At 61.5% G+C, this 20,295-nt stretch carries 12 protein-coding genes; 3 read left to right on the top strand and 9 right to left on the bottom strand.

Annotation, left to right across the window (positions count from 1 at the left end; all coding sequences use genetic code 11):
* Positions 1-152 precede the first annotated feature (152 nt).
* A complete protein-coding gene (locus NKI59_RS18880; protein ID WP_352705991.1) occupies positions 153-1,193 on the bottom strand; it encodes an EscU/YscU/HrcU family type III secretion system export apparatus switch protein in 1,041 nt (346 codons plus the stop codon).
* An 84-nt stretch (positions 1,194-1,277) separates the two neighbouring features.
* Here NKI59_RS18880 and NKI59_RS18875 point away from each other — a divergent pair, with 84 nt between their 5' ends.
* Complete coding sequence (locus NKI59_RS18875; RefSeq protein WP_352705989.1) at positions 1,278-2,081, top strand: tetratricopeptide repeat protein; 804 nt, start codon at positions 1,278-1,280, stop codon at positions 2,079-2,081.
* Positions 2,082-2,164: 83 nt separating this feature from the next.
* Here NKI59_RS18875 and NKI59_RS18870 read toward each other — a convergent pair whose 3' ends face one another.
* From NKI59_RS18870 to NKI59_RS18840, 7 genes are all read right to left on the bottom strand, one after another.
* Entirely contained in the window at positions 2,165-2,614 is a 450-nt protein-coding gene (locus NKI59_RS18870) for a hypothetical protein (protein ID WP_352705987.1), read from the bottom strand.
* A 12-nt stretch (positions 2,615-2,626) separates the two neighbouring features.
* On the bottom strand, positions 2,627-3,985 hold the full coding sequence (locus tag NKI59_RS18865) for a type II and III secretion system protein family protein (protein ID WP_352705984.1): 1,359 nt from the start codon (positions 3,983-3,985) through the stop codon (positions 2,627-2,629).
* Between the two features lie 44 nt (positions 3,986-4,029).
* Complete coding sequence (gene sctV / locus NKI59_RS18860) at positions 4,030-6,198, bottom strand: type III secretion system export apparatus subunit SctV (RefSeq protein WP_352705982.1); 2,169 nt, start codon at positions 6,196-6,198, stop codon at positions 4,030-4,032.
* Positions 6,195-6,506, bottom strand: coding sequence for a tetratricopeptide repeat protein (locus NKI59_RS18855; RefSeq protein ID WP_352705979.1), 312 nt, complete (start codon positions 6,504-6,506; stop codon positions 6,195-6,197). Before NKI59_RS18855 ends, sctV begins: the two co-directional genes overlap by 4 nt.
* Positions 6,507-6,510: 4 nt before the next feature.
* On the bottom strand, positions 6,511-6,966 hold the full coding sequence (locus NKI59_RS18850; protein WP_352705977.1) for a hypothetical protein: 456 nt from the start codon (positions 6,964-6,966) through the stop codon (positions 6,511-6,513).
* Positions 6,963-7,982, bottom strand: a complete 1,020-nt coding sequence (locus NKI59_RS18845) for a SctD/MshK family protein (protein ID WP_352705974.1) — start codon at positions 7,980-7,982, stop codon at positions 6,963-6,965. Before NKI59_RS18845 ends, NKI59_RS18850 begins: the two co-directional genes overlap by 4 nt.
* 121 nt (positions 7,983-8,103) lie before the next feature.
* Entirely contained in the window at positions 8,104-8,286 is a 183-nt protein-coding gene (locus NKI59_RS18840; protein ID WP_126092905.1) for a hypothetical protein, read from the bottom strand.
* A gap of 184 nt (positions 8,287-8,470) precedes the next feature.
* On the opposite strand from NKI59_RS18840, the gene NKI59_RS18835 reads away from it, so the two are divergent.
* Together NKI59_RS18835 and NKI59_RS18830 are read left to right on the top strand one after the other, a co-directional pair.
* Positions 8,471-9,361, top strand: coding sequence for a MurR/RpiR family transcriptional regulator (locus NKI59_RS18835; protein ID WP_352705971.1), 891 nt, complete (start codon positions 8,471-8,473; stop codon positions 9,359-9,361).
* Between the two features lie 76 nt (positions 9,362-9,437).
* Complete coding sequence (locus NKI59_RS18830; RefSeq protein ID WP_352705969.1) at positions 9,438-19,346, top strand: LysM peptidoglycan-binding domain-containing protein; 9,909 nt, start codon at positions 9,438-9,440, stop codon at positions 19,344-19,346.
* On the opposite strand, the gene NKI59_RS18825 is transcribed toward NKI59_RS18830, so the two are convergent.
* Complete coding sequence (locus NKI59_RS18825) at positions 19,330-20,295, bottom strand: LysR family transcriptional regulator (protein WP_352705966.1); 966 nt, start codon at positions 20,293-20,295, stop codon at positions 19,330-19,332. The two genes, NKI59_RS18830 and NKI59_RS18825, sit on opposite strands and share 17 nt — an antisense overlap.

Raw genomic sequence — 20,295 nt, 5'->3', positions numbered from 1 at the left:
GGTCCACCGAAACGCCCTCATTGAATCGGCCTGCTCGGTCTTCCGCCGTGCCGCCTTGACGCTGACGGATGCGCGACCAGCGGACTTCCGCTTCGCTTCCACCAGCCGACAGGGCTAGACTGGCATAGAACGACAATCGCAGGATTTTGGCTTCAAGTGAGCCCGTGCCGGACGAGGTGGCGAACGACCGGGGAAAACATCTGCTGGCCGATATAAGACCCGATGTTCGCATCTTCGAAGATCGCTTGGGCGGTGACGGCATCCTCGACTATGGGGATACCTGCCTCGCGCGCTTGAGCCATCATATCTTCGGCCGCACGGCCCTGACCCTTGCCGACAATTGTCGGCACAGGCGTTTCGCCCTTGACGTAGCGCAACGCCACGGCGCGCTCGCCTGACACCAAGACGATGACCGCGTTTTTCACACCCAGCTTCGCAGGCTGCATCACTGCTTCGCGCCGCTGTCGCTGCTGTTCACGGCGGATCAACGGATCGCCTTCGAGATCCTTGTGTTCGCGCTTGTATTCGGTTGTCGTCATGCGCATGTCCCGTAGGAACAGCCAGCGCTGAATAGGAACATCGATCAAGCCGATGACGATAAAGGCCAGGGCGGCGGCAGTCCCGAGAGGTGTCATCACCGCCTTGATGATCGGCTCCAGGCATGTCTGACCACAGCCTGGCGCATCGAAGAGAGGCTGTAGCCAGGCGATCAGGATGAATACGAAAAGGCTTGCCAGGAACACCACCTTGACGAGGCCCTTGGCGAACTCGATGACATTGCGGAGCGACAGGATCTTCTGAAGGCCCTTCGCCGGGTTTATGCGATCGAACTGCGGCTTGAGCGGCTCGAACGAGAAGACCGGCCCGAACGTGGCCAGCATGCCGAAGGCTACGGTGAGAACCACAACGATGCCGACTAGCGGCAATGTGGCAAGCATCAGCAATGAGAACGAGTGGTGGATGGCCCGCAGGCTGACCTCCTCGAAAGAGCCGCCGGGCACCGTCACAGTCTGCACGAGTTCCGAAAGATATTTGAAGAGCAGCGGCCAGCAAAAATAGAGATAGCCAAGCGCTGCGAAAAGAGTGAAGCCGGATACCAGGTCGCGGCTTTGCGAAACCTGGCCCTTGCGGCGGGCGTCACGAAGCTTCTTGTCGGACGCCGGTAATTTCTTTTCCTCAGCTTCTTCGGCCATGTTGCAATCTTACCGCACTATCGTGGTTCCAGTCGGCCGATGCCCTGTGTAAGGTGGGACAGGCTTGAATACGGAGAGGTGGATTTGCGGTTGCGTGTCGTATTCATGCCAGTCGTCGTCGCGCTGGCGCTGAGCGGTTGCCAGACGACCCAAACCGGCTCCGTGCAGGCCAAGGCGCAGGGCCCATCGTCTCAATCCGAGCGCCTGATCAAGCTTGCCGATGATATTGATGCGCGCGGAGAAAGTGATACCGCCATCGCGCTCTACCAGCGCGCCGCAGCAATGCCGGGCGCTAAGGCGAGCGCGTTCGTCAAGACAGGCGACGCTTACATGCGGGCAGGCTATCCTGCCGATGCCGCCAAAGCTTATCGGGCCGCGCTCGCCAAAGCTCCCAATGACGGGGGAGCAATGCTTGGGCTTGGCTCGGCGATGATGGAGGTAGGCGATATCGATGCAGGCATGCGCGCGCTTGCGCAGGCAGCGCCGCTGGTCAACACCAGCGGCGCCTACAACCGATTGGGCGTTGCGCAGACTTTCGCCGGGCAGACAGGGCAGGCGCAGGAGACTTTCGCCCAGGCGTTGAGACTTGCGCCGGGCGATCTTGACGTCGAGACCAACATGGCATTGGCGGCAGCCCTCGAAGACAATTCCGCTGCGGCGCTGCCGCTGGTGCAGAAAATTGCCGCCGCTCCCAATGCGCAATTGCACCACAAGCGCAACATTGTGGTGGTGTACGGGCTTCTTGGCCAGGCCGACCAGGTCAAGGCCTCGCCGCCAATCGGGCTGACGACCAAGGAGGTGGCCACCCTGCTTGCCCGCGCAAGAACCATTCGGCTGAAGGGCAGCACTCAGGCCAAAGCGAAGGCGCTCGGCTCCATCCTCGGCTAGCGAATCGGGCCGGAGGGCCTGAAGCGATCTTCCGCCAAGCGCGACGCGTAGGGTGACACTACGCGGGCGAATACCGCGCCGGCTCACTCGACTGGGAGCGTTGTCTGCGGCACCGACGGCGCGCTGTTGGCGCCGCCTATCGGAGCCTCCTCGCCATCGAGGTAGCGACGGGCCGCGCGCGCGGTCGGTGCCGCCGCCGCCGGGCCCATGCGGCGGCCTTCTACGAGGTCACGCTGGCTTTCGGACATCCGCTGAAGATTGAAGGCATTGGCGCAACCGGGCGGCAGATGGGAGCCGACGCCGGAGACGATCGTCAGATTCGTCTTGGCAGCAGAGTTGTCGTCGTCGGCTGGCTCGGCCAGACAGGCATCGGGAGCAAGAACTGAGCCGCCGATACCTTTCTCCGAGCCGCCTGCATCCGTCGAAACATAGTTGTAGCCAGGCGAATAATCCTGCCGCTGTTGCGGGCTGCTCGCGCAGCCGGCCAGAACCAGCGCTGGAACAACGCAGAAAAATGCGATGGGGGGTGTCATATCCGGTCCTCGTTACTTGATGATCAGACCCGTCGCCGACGCGTCATTGGCGTGCTTGCGGCTGCGGTGCTTGGCTGCCGGACGATCAAGCGGCGTGGCGAGGCTGTCGCGCACCGGTTCCACCAGATAGGGCGTAATCAAAATGACCAGTTCGGTCTCTTCGTGCTGGAAACGCTGTGATTGAAAAAGCGGCCCAAGCACCGGTACATCGCCCAGCACCGGAAACTTTTCCAGATTGCGCGAAGTCCGCTGCTGGAAAAGGCCGGCGATCGCAAATGTCTGACCGCTCGCCACTTCGACCGTGGTGTCGGCCTTGCGCACGACGAAACTCGGCATGGCGAAACCGTTGGCGCTTACGGATCCGGTCTCAGATAGAGAACTAACTTCCGGTTGGACATGGAGCGCGATGCGATTTCGGCCGATCAGCGTCGGGGTGAAGCCGAGGGACACGCCGAAGGGCTTGTATTGGACGGTGACGACGTCGGTTCCTTGCGGGATCGGAACCGGAATTTCGCCACCGGCGAGAAAGCTTGCCGTCTGACCGGTCATGGCCGTCAGGTTCGGTTCGGCCAGTATCTTGACGATGCCGTTGCGTTGCAGGGCTTCGATCAGAATGTCGAAGTTCAGGCCATGCGCCTGGTCCATGTTCAAACCGAAATTCCCGTTGCCCGAGGGCACACCGTTGTCCTGGAACATGTTGAATTCGAAGCCGCCGCTCCTGTAGCCGACGGACCAGTCGACTCCGTAGGACTGCAGTTCCGTGCGCGAGACCTCGGCGAAGCGAACCCGAATGTTGACTTGCTGTGAGCCCTGCACGGTCATGTTGTTCAGCGGCGGCTGTTCCGGTGGCGAGAAGGTCCGGGCGACATTGTCCAGATCCGTTGCCTCATCGACGCCTCGCGCCTCGCCTGTTGCAACGATACGGGTCCCGAAAATGTGGAGATTTGTCGCCGAACTCGGCTGCATTGCTTGTTTGGCCTCGGTAGCAGGCGTGACATCGGGGGTGACGCGGAACTGGGCCGTTGCCTCGATCCGTTCATCGGCCGTGATCGCAATGAGGTTGGTCAGGCCGGGTTTGAGGCCGAACACATAGACCATGCTCGGCGACACGACCTGAAGGTCCGCGATCGTGGTGTCGGCAATCAGCACGGATTCCACCGGTTCATTGAACCGCAATAAGCGTCCTTGCCCGACCGGCAAGCCGACCGTTGGTTTGCTCGGCAACGCTGATATGTTCTGTGCCGTCGCATCGGCCAGTGGGAGCAACAACGCCAGCAGGACGCCAATCGTCGCGATAGCGAGCCGGCCTAAATCTGCCCGCCGGGCGAAAGCGGCTGATCCTATCCCTGCCGCGGTGTTGTGGATGGTCATGCCATTTCTCTCCTGAATCCCCAATGTCGTCCGTCCGGCTGGCGTCAGGAGGGCGCCTCCTGCGCGGCATTCGCCTGAGCCGACGGGAGCGAATGGGAGACGACGCGCGCGCCGGCTTTGCCGGAGCGGACGGCGATCGTGGCCAGCGGCTGGACGTTGAATTCGTGTGCGAGTTCCTGGAAGGATAGGACCGGAAGCTCGATGCCATTGTGTGCGAGCAGGCTGCGCATGTGACGGCGCACATCCATCGCGGCGAGGACGACCGGTGAAACATCGGTGGCGTTCTGCGACCGGGCTCGCTCGATTTCGGTGACCAAAGCCTGCGCATCATCGTCCGACAGATTCAGGAAGGTGCCGGTCGATGTGCTTTGCACCGCGTTTCGCAGGATGCCTTCGGCCGACCGCTGCAGCACATAGGCCGCGATGATGTTGTTGCGGCCGGCAAAGCGGAAGCTGATCTGGCGCTTCAAGGATGTGCGGACATGTTCCGTCAGCAAGAGGACGTCCTGTTCGCGTGGGCCCCATTCGATGAGTGCCTCGAGGATAAGGCGCAGATTGCGGATCGGGACGTTTTCCCCGACGAGCCGGCGGAGCACTTCCGCGATCTTCTGGAGCGGCACGGTCTCCTGCGCCTCCCTGACCAGATCCGCATAATCCGGTTCCATGTCCGAGAGCAGCCTGCGTGTCTCCTGAATCCCGACGAAATGGCCGGCATAAAGACGAAGTGCATGGCCGGTCCATTTGGTCGCTATTTGCACCGGCGTTGAGAAGACGAACCCGGCTCCCTTCAGTGCTGACAGGTAGCTGTCATCGGCCCATACGAATTTACGCAGACCGGCAATCGGAGAACCTTTTTCGTAAGGTATTTCGAGCAGATCGAGATGCGTCGTGTCCGCTTCGACAAGAACACGGTTGGCAGGAATCTCAGCATCCAGGATGGGCGCACCTTCCAGATCGACGCGGACGCTTCGTTGCGAAAGCATCTCGTCGACCTGCATGCCGATGGCCGGAACGTCGACACCGAGATCACCGAAGAGTTCACGGCGCACGCCGTCGGCGAGCGCGGCAAATTCGAGCTCCGGGACTAAGTGTGCGAGCTCGGTTCCGAAGCGCACGAGGACGCGGTAGGATGGAGACAGTGTTGCGGTGGAGATTGCCGAAAGCGACGCGGAATTCCCCCGCTGTGCAGGCGAGGCGGTATGGCCGATGTCTTGAGGCTCGGACTCCTGGGCGGAGCGGCGATTGATTGCATAGGCGCCGGCGCCGCAGCAGCCACCAAGGACCAGGAAGGCGATGGAGGGGAAGCCTGGCACCATGGCAAGGCCGACCATGATCACGGCTGCGAGTGCGAGCGCGCGGGAGTCGCGCAGCAGCTGGCTGGTTATTTGCTGGCCAAGATCGCCCGTTCCGTCCGCGCTGCCGACGCGCGTCACCATTGTGCCGGCGGCCACAGCGACGAGCAATGCGGGTATCTGCGCCACCAGGCCATCACCCACGGTGAGCAGCGTGTAGGTCGCAGCCGCGTCGCCGAGCGACATGTCGTGCTGCAGCGTGCCGACTGCGAAACCACCTATCAAGTTGACCAGAATGATCACAATGCCTGCAATCACGTCTCCCTTGACGAATTTCATGGCGCCGTCCATTGCGCCAAACAGCTGGCTCTCGCGCTCCAGCTGCTGGCGCAGATGGCGTGCCTCCGCCTGGTCGATGTCGCCGTTGCGCAGCTCGGCATCGATGCTCATCTGCTTGCCCGGCAGCGCATCGAGCGTGAAGCGCGCGGCCACCTCGGCGACGCGTTCGGCACCTCGCGCAACAACGATGAACTGCGCAACGGTGATGATCAGGAAGATGACGAGGCCCACGGCAATGCTGCCGCCAACGACGAAGGTGCCGAAGGCGGTAATGATCTCGCCTGCGTCGGCCTGGAGCAGGATCAGTCGCGTGGTCGTGATCGTGATCGCCAGCCGGAACAAAGTGGCGATGAGGATGACCGACGGCAGTGACGAAAACTGCAGCGGATGAGAGACGTAGAATGAGGCCAGCAGAATAAGCACGCTGATGGCGATGTTTGCAGTGATGAGACCGTCGACGAGAAACGTCGGCAATGGAATGAGCATCATTACCACCGCGACGAGCATCAGAATGGCAATGACCAGATCACTGCGGCGTGACAGCCTGGCAAGGAATTGCATCAGGCGTTCCGAGACGGTCATCGGATGCCTCGTTGCGACAGGAAGCTAAGCAAGGCACTGCGCGCCTCGGTCTTGCGCCCGGCCACGAGCAAGGCGCGGCTCTTCAGCAATGTAAGCACCGGGTGATCCATTCCTTCCAAGGTCTCCAGCCTGGCAATCGTGGCAAGCGCCTTTTCCGCCTCGCCATCGAGTATGAGAAGGTGGGCCAACGTTCTGAGGACGCCGGCATTTCCCGGCGAGAGCTGTGCAGCAATAAGCAGGTAGGCCGCGCCCCGCTTTGCCTGCCCGTGGCACCCGTAGAGATAGCCCAGGACATGCAAAAGATGCACGGTGTCACGCGGGTCGGTCAGAGTTCGATCCTTCCTGCATGCGACCAAGCAGATCGCGATGACACTCGATTTCATCCTCCATCAGCGTTTTGGCGAGCGTCTTGAGTTGCTCTCCGCCCTCCAGGCTTGGGACCAGGTGCGTTACAAGATCCTGGAGAATGGGCACGGAGCGACGCAGGATGGCCGGTTCGGGAATATTGGGCATGACGAAATTGGCGAGTATCTCATCGAGCGACTCGCCGGCCGCACCTTGAGAAGCCTGGAATTCCGCCGTTTCCGGCCCTTCTGCACCAGCGGCTGATCTCGCCCCCTGAGTACCGTTGGCTGCTTTTTTGCCGACCCCGTTTGTCCGTCGGCGGCTGATGGCCTGGCCACGCACGCTTTCCGCCTGCCGCGCCTCGCGGCCCGCCGTGTCAATCCGTGCCGTGTCGAATCGTGCCGCTTCAAGCCGGCGGTTCACGGATATTTCAGCGCGACCGTGGCGCCGCCCTTGGTCAGGAGAAGTTCGGTTTCGCCGATGTGTTTGACGGCCCAGCCGTCGTCGGTGAATGCACCTTCGTGATAGCGCGCGCCGTCGGTTGCGATGACGTAGGGCCGCTCGCCGTACCAGATCGCCTGCAGCCTCAGCCGCGGCGCCTGCGGCGCATTGCCAACCATGACGTTGGAGATGAGGGGAAGGTGAGCGCCGAACGACTGATCGAACCAGGATTGCGTTTGTGCCCAGACATCACTCTTGTCATTCGGGATCATACCCGAGACCACGAGGCGTCCATTTGATTCCAGAACCGTTAATGTGCTTATGCCGGATTGCTCGAGGCGCAGCTTGAGCTGCCTTTCCACTTCTGCGGCAGTCTGGATTTGTGCTGGCGATGAAGCATCCAGGACTTTTTTCCCTGCCTGACCGGCCAAAGCCACTCTGATTGGTTGCTCGTCTTGAGAGGAAGAGGACGCCTTTGCGCCAATCTCTTGCTTGGCGAAAGAGAACCCGTTCGCGGCGACGGAAACTGCCAGGACCGCACAGAGAACGCTGCTCGCGACCAGCAGCGGGCGATTGGCAAAAGACCCAAAAGACCAGCGATTGGATGCGCTGCGCAGGCTGATCAGCCGGATCCGCGCTTCGCCTAAGCTTATGGCGAGCGGCAGCCTGCAGCGGCTGCCATGTCCCTCACGGATGGTCTCGCCCGTGGCCAACATGACATCGCCGCCGACGGCTTCGATTTCAACTTGGGCGCCCTTGCGCCGCAGCCTTGCATGAATCGGTGCGATGCCGGCATCCCGCAGGACAATGTCCGACTCAGTGCTGGAGCCGATCGTATATTGCGGCTCGACCAGACTGACTTCGGCGCCGGCGTGAAATCCGTGGGTCACGCTCAGCGCTATGGAATGACCGGTGTCCGGGGAGGGGGCGATGATCGATCGAAGTCGGCGCGCCGGCACTGCTGCTTCCGGATATTTGCTGATAGGACGAGCGGTCATGCCACTTCATCTCCCGCCGAATGACCATTTCCAACCCAGCCTGATGACGGCTCTGAAAATTGCGCCGTGCAGGTACGCCGCCGGGTGCTTGCGGCGGCGCATGGTTCGAGAATCCGACGCCTTAGGCCTTTTCAGCCGACTGGCCGAGTGTCCTGGCGGTGCTCATCAGCATGTCATGCTGGGATTTGGCGATTTCTTTCGTGATCTCCAGGCCAAACATGCGCTCCTGGTGCTTGATCATCTTGTCCAGGTTCTGTTCCGGCGACCCTGCAGAGCCGGACGTAATGGGAGGGGTAGCAGCCATCATTGTCTCCTTGAGGGACTATCCAAGTTGCAAACTCCGGACTCACATCGCTGCAGTCCGGAGGGTTGCGAAGGCAGCTTAAAGCAGCATGGCCGAAAATGAAAGTCCAGTTGGAATATTTGAGACACTTCGGTTCCAACTGTTGCGTCGCCTGGGTTCAAGGAGTACCTTGGCAGGTGGGTGAATGGGGTATTTCAGAATGGAAAAAGGTCCTTTGGCCGAGCTTTTGGTCGAACGGTTCGAGACTATGCCACCGCAGTTGCGGGTCGCCGCACGTTTCGTGCTGGATCATCCCAAGGATGTCGCACTGATGTCGATGCGCGAGCAGGCGCACCAGGCCGGCGTTTCGCACAGCACGATGATGCGGCTGGCGCGATGGATTGGCCTTGAAGGCTACGAAGATATGCGCAGCCTTTATGCGCGCGCGCTGCGCGAGACCATCGCGGGCGAGCCGGCGCGACAGGGTATCGGACAGCATGGCGGTCCGGGATATTCGACTGCCGGCGTCGTTGCCGACACGCTCGCCGCCCAGATCTCAAGCCTTGGCGAATACGGCAACGCCATGCAGTTCATCGCGGCAGCCGGTCTGCTCGCCCGGTCACGCGATCTGTTCGCTGTCGGCTCGCGCGCCGCCTATCCGGTCGCGAGCCACTTCGTTCACATCATGTCCTTGCTGGCTGGCACCGACTGCAAGGTGACGCTTGTCGGCGAGATGGCCGGACCGGGCCTGGATGCCCTCCAGCACGCGGGACGCGGCGCGGTACTTCTTGCGGTGGGCCTATCGCCCTACGAGCGCACGACGATCGACGTTGCGCGCCAGTCGGCTCGGCAGGGCATCGGCGTGGTGGCGATCACCGATAGCAGCGTGTCGCCGCTGACACAGATCGCGCGGGAAACAATTGTCGTTACGTCAAATTCGCAGTCGTTCTTCCGAAGCATGGCGCCGGCGTTCGCCGCCGTCGAGATTCTGGCGGCGCTGGCGGCAGCGCAGTCTGAAACGAACGCCGCAGAACGGGTAAAACAGTCGGAAGAGCAGCTTGCTGCTTTCGGCATTTATTGGAAGCCCCCTCGATAACATCCGAAAGGTTGCGATCGGGCGGGCGTGACGGCAGCCAGGCTGCCGGCAACGTTAATTTCCGGAGGTCGTCCTCATGGTTCGCCCGATAACGCCCACCAAGCCGCCGGTCCAGCCGCAAAAGGTCAATGCCAAGGCAAACGCCGCGCAGATAGCGCGGCTGGAGGCCCAGGCTGCCAAGCTGCGGGAGCAGATCAGGCTTGCCAACAGGATGGGCGAGCGGGATTGGGCGGCACAGGCCCGCCAGGAACTGGCCCATGTTGACGTGCAACTGGATTCGCTTCAGTCGCCGCCGGTTGCGGCTTCGGCAGCGCCGAGGGTCAACGTCGTCAACGCCAGCAACGCCACATCCGTCAATGGCAGGACCGTGACGCCGGCTCTCTACACGCAGACCGATCTCGCGGCACTGGCCGCGACACCGGTGAAACTGGATGGCAGCACGCCCGAAGACAACGCCGCGGAAGCGACAGCTGCGCGCAATATTGTCAGCGACGTTACCGGCGGCAAAAGCATCGACCAGATTGCATCTGCCCGGGGCATGACGCGCGAACAGGTTATCGCCGCGCTCAGGTCCGGCGGGATGACCGTTTCGGCCGCTGACCCGAGCGGCAATGGCGACGTGCTGACGACGAAAATCACGGATGCCAGCGGCCGCACCATCACGCAATATTACGACTACCAGCACGACAGCTACTACACGAGCGTGGAGCAACCCAACGGCACGGCAACCACCACGCCGATCCGGGATGGGCTCGGCCGCAAGGAAACCAGCAGCTATAATCCCGACACCGGTGCCATCACGACGCGTTACGAAGACGATCTGGGCACCGGAACCGTCACCGAGCGGACCACCTTGCCGAACGGCGCTTCGGTGGAAACCGTTACACCCGGGAACGGGCCGGCCTTGCCGGTCACGACCGTCAACGGTCCAGATGGTCGCAAGACCGTCCTGGCTGCATCTCAGGATCCGGGCGGGGCAACCACCCAGGGCATCAAGGATGATCTCGCGGACGGCAAGAGCATCGAGCAAATCGCGCAGGAAAGGGGTCTGACCAACGAGCAGGTGATCGCTGAGCTGAACGCCGCGGGCTATCAGGTCACGACGCGCGAACCGACGAGCGACAATGGTGACGTGCAGTCGGTTGAAGTCGTCGATCCGCACACCGGCGTCAAGACCGTCTACTATCACGACTACCAGCATGATGAGCGCACCGTCGTGACGACGTCTGACGGCAAGGAAACGACGGGGTCGGAGGACGGGAACGGCAGGACGCGCAATAGCGTTCGCAACACCGAAACGGGCGAGACCACAACCACAATCGTTGATCCGAAGGCCGGAACGGAAACCACGATCGTCACCGACAAGGACGGTCGGGTGACGACAACGACCACCGAGGAGATCAATGGCGGCGAGCCCGTCGAGTACGAGGTCAAGCCAGGCGACAATCTGACCCTGATTGCGCAGCAATATGGCGTGTCGATGGACGATCTGAGAAGAACGAACCCCGAGCTCTTCAATTCGCCTCGTGACCCCGACATCATTCACCCGGGCGAAAAGGTTACCATCGAAAACGGTGCCCGCACGACCGTGGAAGTCACCTTCAACGGTTATACGCTGACCACGAGCCCTGATGGCAGCATGACGCTGCACAACAACACCACCGGGACCGACCTGAAGATCGAAGCAGGAAGTACGCAGGAGGCGTTGGCCAGGACGCTGTTGGCGGTGAACCCCAACAGCAGTGATGCCACGGAGGCAAAAGAGGGCGAGGTCGTAAAGACCTTCATTGAAGGGCTGCTGGCGGGTGAAACCTTGCCCAGTCTCATCGACGCGGCAGAAGAAGCCGGACAAAACAAGCAGGACCTGATCGAGAGATATGGTCTAGGTACCGTCGCCACGCCCAAACTGGACGGCGAGAACAGGGTTGTCGATCCATTCGGCGATCCGCCGCAGGGTAACGCACCCTCCGGCGGAAAGTGGACGCCGATGAAGATCGATGGCGTCTGGACCTGGGTCCATCCCGAGGTCGCCCAGGCCATCATTGCTGAGAACATCGCGCTGTCCCAAATTACTGAAACGCGAGCTCTGGCCGGTCAGCGGCAGGAACAGTTCAACGTCTATATGCTCGACCCCGCCTACAAGGATGCTGTTGATGGGGCGCAGACAGTTATAAACGAGGCGTTGGCACCCCATGGTCTGCAATGGACCCCGCAGAAACCGGAAGGCACGCTTGCCGATGCGCAGGAGCGGCTTACCAAGGCCAACACCTTGCTGCAGAACGCGCAGGATGCCCGTGGCGAATATGAGACTGCCGGGCGGATTCTTGCCGACGCCATCACCCAGCAGAGCGAACTTGCGCCGCTGATTGATCCCAATGCAGACGTTGCATCCGCGCAAGGGCAGCCAGGTCCCAATCGGCAAACGCAGTATGCGCAAGGCCTCGCGGATCATGCAGCTGTCGATCAGCTGTTCTCCGAAGTCGGCCTGCATCTGAGCAAGGGCGACAAGCTCACCATCGACTTCCTGGTGGGGCAAGCCGAGCTTGACGGCATTCCGACCGACTCGAAGGAATATCAGGACCTCAAGGCGCTGCAGACGACAGCAGGCAATCAGCTCGAATTGGCCGAAGCCTATCAAAGCTACTTCAACGCCCATGCCGATGCCACGCAAGTAGGTGCGCAGCAGACAGACCTCGAGCAGAGACTGCTCGCCGAATACAATAGCGAGCACCAGTTTCTGTTCGAACAGGGAAAGAAACATCAAAGGGTCAGTGGCGATTATCTGGGTCTCTTCCAATCGCAAAAACTTGAGGTCCGCGACGGCCAGCTGTGGGTGGTCAACCAGTTCGAAGAGGGCACCACCGAGCAGCAGCTCACCTACAATCTGAGCGAAACGAACGTCAGGGATGAGTACCGCGATCGGCAACTCAACAAGGACTGGCAGCAGCTTTTGGGCGGCAGCAGTTCCACCGGGCCGGTGTGCACGGCAAATGGCCTGGAAGCGGTGAGGGCCAGCGAGGCGCAGGCGGCGCAGAATCTCAACGATGTCCTGGATCGGCAGCTCGGCGACAGCATTGAAGACCTGAACTCCGAGCTGTCAACGCTGCAGACCAACTTCAACAATGCGTTGACGGAGCACGGGCCAGGAACAGTCGATGCTCCTGAAGGCACCCTGCCCAATGGCGTGCAGCCTGTCGAGATCAACGTCGGCGGACAGACAATCAAGGTGGCGCCGGAGGTTGCCCAGACATACAACGAGATAGGGATCGATGCGTTGACCCAGAGCGGGAAGGCAGTCTGGATCGACCTGGATACAAAAGATGACGATGCCAGCGGACGCTGGGTTGATCCCGAACTAGCGGTCGCCAAACTCAAGCTGGACGCGACAAGGCTTCAGATAACGCAGGCCGAGGAGCTGCGCGGGCTGGTGCAAGGCTTCAGCGACTATCATGAGCTTCGGTCCAGCGATCCCTCGTTGCTGGTTGACCGCAACAGCACGGTGGATATGACCTATCTAGACGAGCATGAGCAGCAGACGCTTGACGGCATCTATCAGCCGAAGTTCCAGCAACTGCTCGACAGCGGCTACGACAACGAGTTCCGTGAACAGCGCGGCACGGCCCTTGAGGAGACGGTCGCCAGAACGCTCGGCATAGATCGTTCGACCGAGGAAGGTCGCGAGGCGATCGAGAATGTGACGGAAGAGATCCGCGATATCGGCGGCGACAATCCTTACGTGCGCAGCGTGCCGATTTTCTATGTTGACGATGAGGTCGGGACACAGCAGGTCGCGCTGTTTGCTGTGCGTGACGGAGACGGCAACACTCGCTATGTCGACGTGACCGGCAAAAAGTTCGACGACCTCGGAGATTTCCAGGACAACAACAACCAGTTCGGCGAAGATGGCAAGCTCGTCGTCCCCAAGGGTCTGGAGATGAAGGCCGGAGATGACGGCAGGATCGAACTGGAAGTCGTCAAGTCGCGCAATGTTTCTGCTTGGGACAAGGTCGTCGATCCGCTGGTTGGCATCGGGACGGGTATAGCCACCATTCTGTCGTTCACGCCGGCCGCGCCGATTGCAGCACCCTTGGCCTATACGGGCGCTGCCTATCTCGGCACCCGAGCGGTCATAAATCAGGTCAACCATCTGGAACATGGCGGCGAGTGGGACGATACCGAGTCGCTGATGAATGTCGCCAGCGTGGCAACCACGGTTCTGCCGATGGCTTCCAGCGGTCTGCGCACCATTGGATTAGCAGGAAGGGAAATGACGGCCGCCGGATTGGCGGGAAAGGAAATGACGGCCCTGCAGGCCTTCCGTGGCAGCATAGGCGCAACACGGTCCAGCTCGCCCCTGGCGCTCGAAACCCGAACCTACATGCAGTCGACCGCCGGCCTGAACAAGCTGGCGTGGGGAATGGATGTCGGCTCCGTGATTGCCGGTGCGCCTTTGCTGGCGACATCCGCCTATGATCTCGCCGTCAACGGAGACCAGATGAACGGTCTTCAGCTTGCCAACGCGCTTACGGGCCTTGGCACCGGCATTGCCGGCACGGGCCTCGGCATTCACGGTCTGCGGACACTGCGACCTGGAACGGGCACGCAGGCAAGCGCCAATGGTCCCGGCGCCAACCAGCCACCGGGCAGCGGCGGACCGCACCAGCCGCCGCCATGGTCCGACGGCAGAGGACCACGGCAGTCGCCTCCGGCGCTGGAACCCGGCCCCTCCGGACGTCCGATGAATGTCTATGAAATTGGCGCCGACGGCGTCTACAGGCCGACGGGGGAGCGGGTCTTCCAGGATCCTAACCATCCTGTGATACCCGGAGAAGTGATCAAGACCAGCGATGCCAGCGGTGACGGTCCGACGATGCTGCCGGGCCGCGATCCGCATGGATCGACCGGGCGCAATTCAGGGCATCCCGCTGATAGCGATCCCATCATTGTGCCGAACAAGCCGGCAGGAAAAGACGACACGATGCGCCTCGTCTGGGATCCGGAGACGCGCAGCTTCACCGGCATGCCGGAACCCGACACAAGCGGGCACATCTACACCAGTGGCAAGGATGCCAAGACTCCCTCAGCCTATCTTGACGGGCTGAGCGTCGAGCAGCTTGTAGCGCGATACAAGGCAGAAAAGAGCTATTATTCGAACCGCGAGTTGGCCGAGCGCTACGGCCCGGATGGCGTTCAGATACCGCGCACGCCGCTCCGCGACATACTGCCCGACTTCCGCATCGGCATCACATTCCGGACGCGCTTGAATACGGGCCAGGCCTTCGACATCGGCTCGCCGACGGTGGCGGCCGTCGGCTTCGGTATTGGGACAAAGACCGATTTCGGCATGATCGGATGGTCGGTCGTCGACAGCATCAGCCAGCGCAGCCTGACGCCATTGACGGATGCGCTCGGCACTCAAGGTGTCGTATCCTACCGGGCACGGGAATACAGGAACATCACCGGCCTTCAGGCCGGCGTCTGGCCGGTGTCCAATCAGACCGCTTTCCCGGTTCGCGCCAGCGATCTTTCGGCGGCTGCGAGCAAGGCGCTATTCAGCGATGCGACTGGCTACAACGCCAAGCCGCTGGATGCTGCCATCGTCGGCATGACGCCAGACGGCGAAGGCACCGTGATCGAGATGACCTACACGCCTTCGCTCGAAGGCCAGGAGGCCACGCTCGTACCTGGCCAGCACGATTTCCTTGGCGTGCCGGCGGAAAACAGCGCTGGTCACGTCAAGCTGGAAGGCGCGCTTCCCTTCGACCGTGTCATGACCGAAACAAAGGTCGGACTGCGGCTGCCGATCGTGGCCAATCATGTCGGGGCGGTCGACCAGATGCCGCGCGTCGGCTTCGAGAAGCGCCCAGAAGTGCCCGTCAAGGACACGCTCCAGCCGGGTGACATCGTGTCGAAGCAGACCTACGATCAGATCCGGTCCGCTCTCGGCTCGACAAGCCTGAAGATCCAGTTCGCGGTCAAGGATCCGACGAAGGCGTCCGAACTCATCGCAGCGATCGGACAGGGTGATGGCATCCGGTCGATCCGTGACCTCGTCAAGTCTGGTCAGATTGATCCGTCGAACACAGTTTCGTTTGTTGATGAACCGACGCTAAGCGGATTGCGGCTTTCAGCGGTACCGGGCAAGGCGCCCACGGCAGACATCGTTTTGCTGACCGGTGAGAAGGCACGCGTCGTCAATCCCGAGGCGATGCTGGTCGACATCATCTTCAACGACCGCAACAGGCTTCCCGGTGTGCTGGGTTTCAATCCCGACCGGACGGCAACTTCAGCGGCCTACAAGGTGAAATCGACGGTACAGTCATGGCTGCCGGCGCGCTTCAGTTCCGACGGGACGCCGCAGCCCCGTTATATGCCGAGCGCCGGCAACATCTATCAGAACCTGTACGGTTCGCACGGCACGCCGGCGACACGCTACACGCTTTCACTGTCGACACCTCCTCTGCCTGCCGGGGCGGTGGCTTTCAGTGCTGAAGTGAGAATCCAGTACAAGTCCAAGGCTGCCAAGGTCGCTCCTTCAATCGCCAAGGATGAAACAGCGACGCTGACCTTCGATCGAGCCGATGGACAGAATGAAACGCTGACGGTCCCGGCCTGGCTTGCTCATGCCTTAGAAACCTCGCGTGACGGCGCGACGACAGCCATTCCGAAGGGTGGCAAGGCCTCCCTGGAGCAGTTCCTCGGCGAACTGGAGAAGAAGGCGAGACCCGACCAGCGCGCGGCGATAGAGCAATTCCGGACGGAATTCGGCCCGTCGATCGTCGATGGCGGCTTCATGCGCCCGAACGTTGCCGACGGCGTGCTGACGTTGCTCTCCTCGCAGGTGGGCAGCCGCCGAAGCGGACCGATCCAGATAAGGGACGAGAACGGGCAGTCCGTGACGGCAACCCGTTACGGACCGCTGCCAAAGAGCCCGGAGAATGTGTATGTGCCGCCTGCTGATGCTCCGACAGCACGGGGCGACGAACCGGAGTTGATGCACAAGTCACATATTCTGTTCCGGGATCGGGAAACCGGAGAGCCCTATGTTCTACCCTGGATACGTGGTGCTTCCGACGACCATGTGCCGGGCAGTCCGGGACAGCCGGAGGGAGAAGCCGTGCCTCCGGAGGCAACGCCAGCCAGGAAGGCGATCGAAGCTGCCCCGCCAACCACCTACTCGCTTCAACAGGTCCGCAACATGCGGCAGCCTGAAAAGTGGAAAGCCGGCGAGATCTACACGCGCGAACTCAATGGTTCGACCGGCGAAGCCCATTTCCCAGTCGCTGCCGATCCCACGGGTGTTCACCCCGTCCTTGGCGAAGGTGGACGATACGTGGACGCGCCGGTGTTCAAGAGCCAGGACGAGATCGAGGCGATCGAGGTCAAGACCTACCATCGCTGGACGACGATCAACGGCGTTGCCCAGATGCGCGAAGTACCGCTCACGTCGAAATTGCAGGAGCAGATCAACAAGGATGTGGCGCTGCGAAATGAAAACCCGGGCTACCAACCGCGCTGGGTTTTCCTCGATGCCCCGCCTTCTGCGGAATTGCAGCGGGCGCTCGACGATGCGGGAATTGTCGGCAACATTTTTGGACACAACAAGCCAGCCACGGCAACACCTCAACCTCAGGCGACATCAAACGAGGTCGCTCCGGGTCGAACCTTGCGTCTCCAGGACAAGAACGGCGAGGTGATCGTCGCAGCAATGCTGGGCACCGAACCGAGGAGTCCGGAACAGGTGTATGTGCCGCCTTCCGACGGACCGCGCGCGCCGGCCGATGCGCCGGAGGTGGCGGACAAGACGCACATACTGGTGTACGACCCCAATACGGGCGAAGCCGTTGTCCTGCCCTGGACTCGCGGTGCTTCCGACGGCCATGCGCCGGGGAGCCTTGGGCAACCGGAGGAAGGCAATCGGCCTGTCGCCGCGGAACCAGGATATGCGGAACCGGTGCGGGCGCCGACGGGGCCGGAGGTCAGGGCGCTTTCAGCCGATCAGATTTCCGAACTGACCGGCACGCAATTGCACGCCATCAAGCCGGAGCACATCGCCAAGCTGGCGCCTGAGCAGGTTGCTGCACTGAGCCCCGAGCAGACCGGGCAGCTGACGTTTGATCAACTTGCGGCGCTTCGACCGAAGCAGTTGCGGGCGCTGAGTGCCGAACAGCTCCAGGCGATCAGGCCAAGCAGATTGCAGGCCGTTGCCCCTGGCCGTATCAGCGGTTTGCGACCGGATCAGGTCGCTGCCTTTTCACCCGAGCAGCTTGCTGCCTTGACCATTGAGCAAGTGCGCAAGCTGACACCCGACCAGATCGCCAAGCTCAGTGATGAGCAGCGCAATGCGCTTACGTCGGAACAAGTCGCCGCCATGAGACCTGCCCAATTCGGCCATCTCGATGCGACCCAGTTCGCGGCGTTGGACCCTGATCTCGTCGCAGCACGCGATCCCGCGGCAACCGCAAAGCTGTCGCCGGACCACATCTCGGCGCTTACGCGGGAGCAGCTTGGCGCTCTGACCATTCATCAGATCGAGGCGCTGACGAAGCAACAGATAGCGGCGCTGACGCCGAAGCAGCTTGGCGAGTTAAGCCCCGGCCAGTTGCGCAAGTTCACGCCTAAGCAGTTTGCCTGGATGCCGACGGAGCAAACGAACGCGTTTTCCGTGCTGCAACTGACGACCTATCGGGCGACCCATAAAAGGGCGATGACGCCGGATCAGGCCACCAGCGTCGATCTGGCCCTCAGCCATGCCAGGATGCGGGAAAACGCTCAGGCGCTCGCCACCTTCGGCGGCATGTCGACCACCTCCTACGTGTTGTGGAGTTCGTTGCCGCCGACCTGGACCGCCACCGCCGGGGCTGTTGCATTTGGGGTGCGAGGTTTCGTTTTCGGCGCGCAGGCGCTCTTGCCCAACGCAACCGCAAATCACAAGCCGTTCGGGCGATTCCTCAACGCGCTCGGCGGGGCCACATTCATTGCCGCAGCGCCAGGTGCCGCAACCGGGATGATCCAGGGCAAGGATCTTGTCGTCAACAGCACGTTCACGCTGGGCAACGTCGTCTACGGCACGAAGTCGATGCTGCAGTCGTTCACCGGCAGACCGGTGATCCGAAACCTGGCCGAATATCTGGCTGGACCGGGCTATGTGCTTGGCTGCGCCGTCTATACGGTGCACTCCTGGCCGGCGCCGATCGCCACAGTCGCCGGCACCATGTTCACCTTCGGCTGCGCGGAATTCTGGGCGTCGGCCATAAGGACGGACCGGATGAATCGCCGTTCAGTGCCGCGAACCGATGCTGATATGGCGGCGGCGGAAAAGTCCGACAAGAGATGGGCTGCATGGGATCGGTGGACTCTGGGCATCACCTTCGGTGTTGGAATGCTTCTCTTCTCGCTGGACGCCCTGCTCGCGGAGCCTTGGGAGGGCGCGAAGACGCCCCCTGCACCCGGTCCGAAAAAACCGGATGGCGATGCCTCGTCCCAGCAATCCGATGATCCTTCGGATGATCCAGGTGGGCCGCAGACCCCGGTGGAAGATTTCCCGCAACTGGTCGTGGTCACCGATGATGGCCTGAATTTGCGGACCCGGCCTGACGGGGATTCGACCGTGGGAACCGTTCTGCAATCCGGCACATTCGTCCAACAGACCGCGAAGCCGTCGGCCGATCCGTCAGGGGAGACCTGGATACCTGTCCAAGGTTTCGGACCGGACGGCGAAATGCATAGCGGCTGGGTTTCCGGCGACTATGTCGAGGCTCATGCCGAGGGCAGCAGCAATCCTGAGGGCCGCACGAACCCAACGCTGGAGAAAGACGGTTATCAGTGGGTCGAGGTCAGGGATGGCGACAGCATTCGCCTGATAGCCAAGACCCATTCTGCGGATGTGGCGGACACGGTTGTGCTCAACATGGATCATATTCTGAGCCCGGACGTGATCTTCTCAGGCGACCGCGTCTATCTGCCGATCACCTCGATCGGCTGAGAAACCGCGGGCCGAGCCTATCGTCCATTGACTCCTGCGCCTTGTCGGTTCTCGCGGCATACGCGTTTGCGACACTGGCGGCGAGTTTTGCCGCCCGCTCAGCTGCCGGATTGGACGGTTCGGAGGAGTAGGAGGCGGTAAACTGCAGATCTGACGGATGCCATTCGCAGTCGACAATGCGCAGTTTACCGCTTGCGGTATAGTCCTGGACGACTTCCTCAGGGAGAGAGGCGATGCCGATACCAGTGAGTGTCATTTTGATGGAAGCGGCCAGCGAATTAGCGGGAAAGATACGCGGCGTCTCTTCCAGTTCGCCGGTCAGCTTGCGGTAAAGTTCGCTGTAGGGTCTGGTGGTCCGCGCATAGCTGATGATTGGGAATTGCATCAGATCAGTCAGCGTCAGCTTGCGCCGCGGAGGCAGTTTCAGGTGCGGCGAGCAGACCCACACGAGGGGAAAGGACGGCATCTCGATGTTCTCGATGCTATGTTCCAAAATTGGGCCCATCAGCACCGCAAGATCGAGTCGGTGCGACATGAGTTCGTTGCGAAGGGTGGTCGTCGCATCAACGACGATATCGGTATCGACAAGCGGATAGTTTGCTTGCAGCTCCCGGAGGAAATCCGGTAGCCAGGTGTGAACGATCGTTTCGGCAACCCCGAGCCTAAGCACCCCTGCCGTCTCTGAAAGCGAGCTGGCCGTCAGTTGCAGCCGTTCCGCTACCCGCAGGACCCGTTGAGCAGACGGCAGAAGCCGTTGTCCCTGGGCTGTCAGCCTGACATTGCCGCTCTGCCGCTCGAACAGCTTGGCACCTAGCGCTTCTTCCAGCCCGGCAATTCGGTTGGATACTGCGGGCTGCGTGGTGTTGAGTCGTTCGGCAGCCTTTCGAAAGCTTCCGAAAGTCGCCACCAGTAGAAAGGTTTCGAGCTGCTTGATGTTGAAAGGGATCAC

Source organism: Mesorhizobium sp. M0598 (genome assembly GCF_040320865.1).
Classification (GTDB): domain Bacteria; phylum Pseudomonadota; class Alphaproteobacteria; order Rhizobiales; family Rhizobiaceae; genus Mesorhizobium.
The sequence above is the reverse complement of the archived record's forward strand: the minus strand, read 5'-3'. Positions and strand labels throughout refer to the sequence as shown.

Bases quoted from the DNA above. Each gene is read 5' to 3' on its own strand.
- NKI59_RS18880 (WP_352705991.1), bottom strand. From the start codon at position 1,193: ATGGCCGAAGAAGCTGAGGAAAAGAAATTACCGGCGTCCGACAAGAAG.
- NKI59_RS18870 (WP_352705987.1), bottom strand. From the start codon at position 2,614: ATGACACCCCCCATCGCATTTTTCTGCGTTGTTCCAGCGCTGGTTCTG.
- NKI59_RS18865 (WP_352705984.1), bottom strand. From the start codon at position 3,985: ATGACCATCCACAACACCGCGGCAGGGATAGGATCAGCCGCTTTCGCC.
- sctV (WP_352705982.1), bottom strand. From the start codon at position 6,198: ATGACCGTCTCGGAACGCCTGATGCAATTCCTTGCCAGGCTGTCACGC.
- NKI59_RS18845 (WP_352705974.1), bottom strand. From the start codon at position 7,982: ATGACCGCTCGTCCTATCAGCAAATATCCGGAAGCAGCAGTGCCGGCG.
- NKI59_RS18840 (WP_126092905.1), bottom strand. From the start codon at position 8,286: ATGGCTGCTACCCCTCCCATTACGTCCGGCTCTGCAGGGTCGCCGGAA.
- NKI59_RS18835 (WP_352705971.1), top strand. From the start codon at position 8,471: ATGGGGTATTTCAGAATGGAAAAAGGTCCTTTGGCCGAGCTTTTGGTC.
- NKI59_RS18830 (WP_352705969.1), top strand. From the start codon at position 9,438: ATGGTTCGCCCGATAACGCCCACCAAGCCGCCGGTCCAGCCGCAAAAG.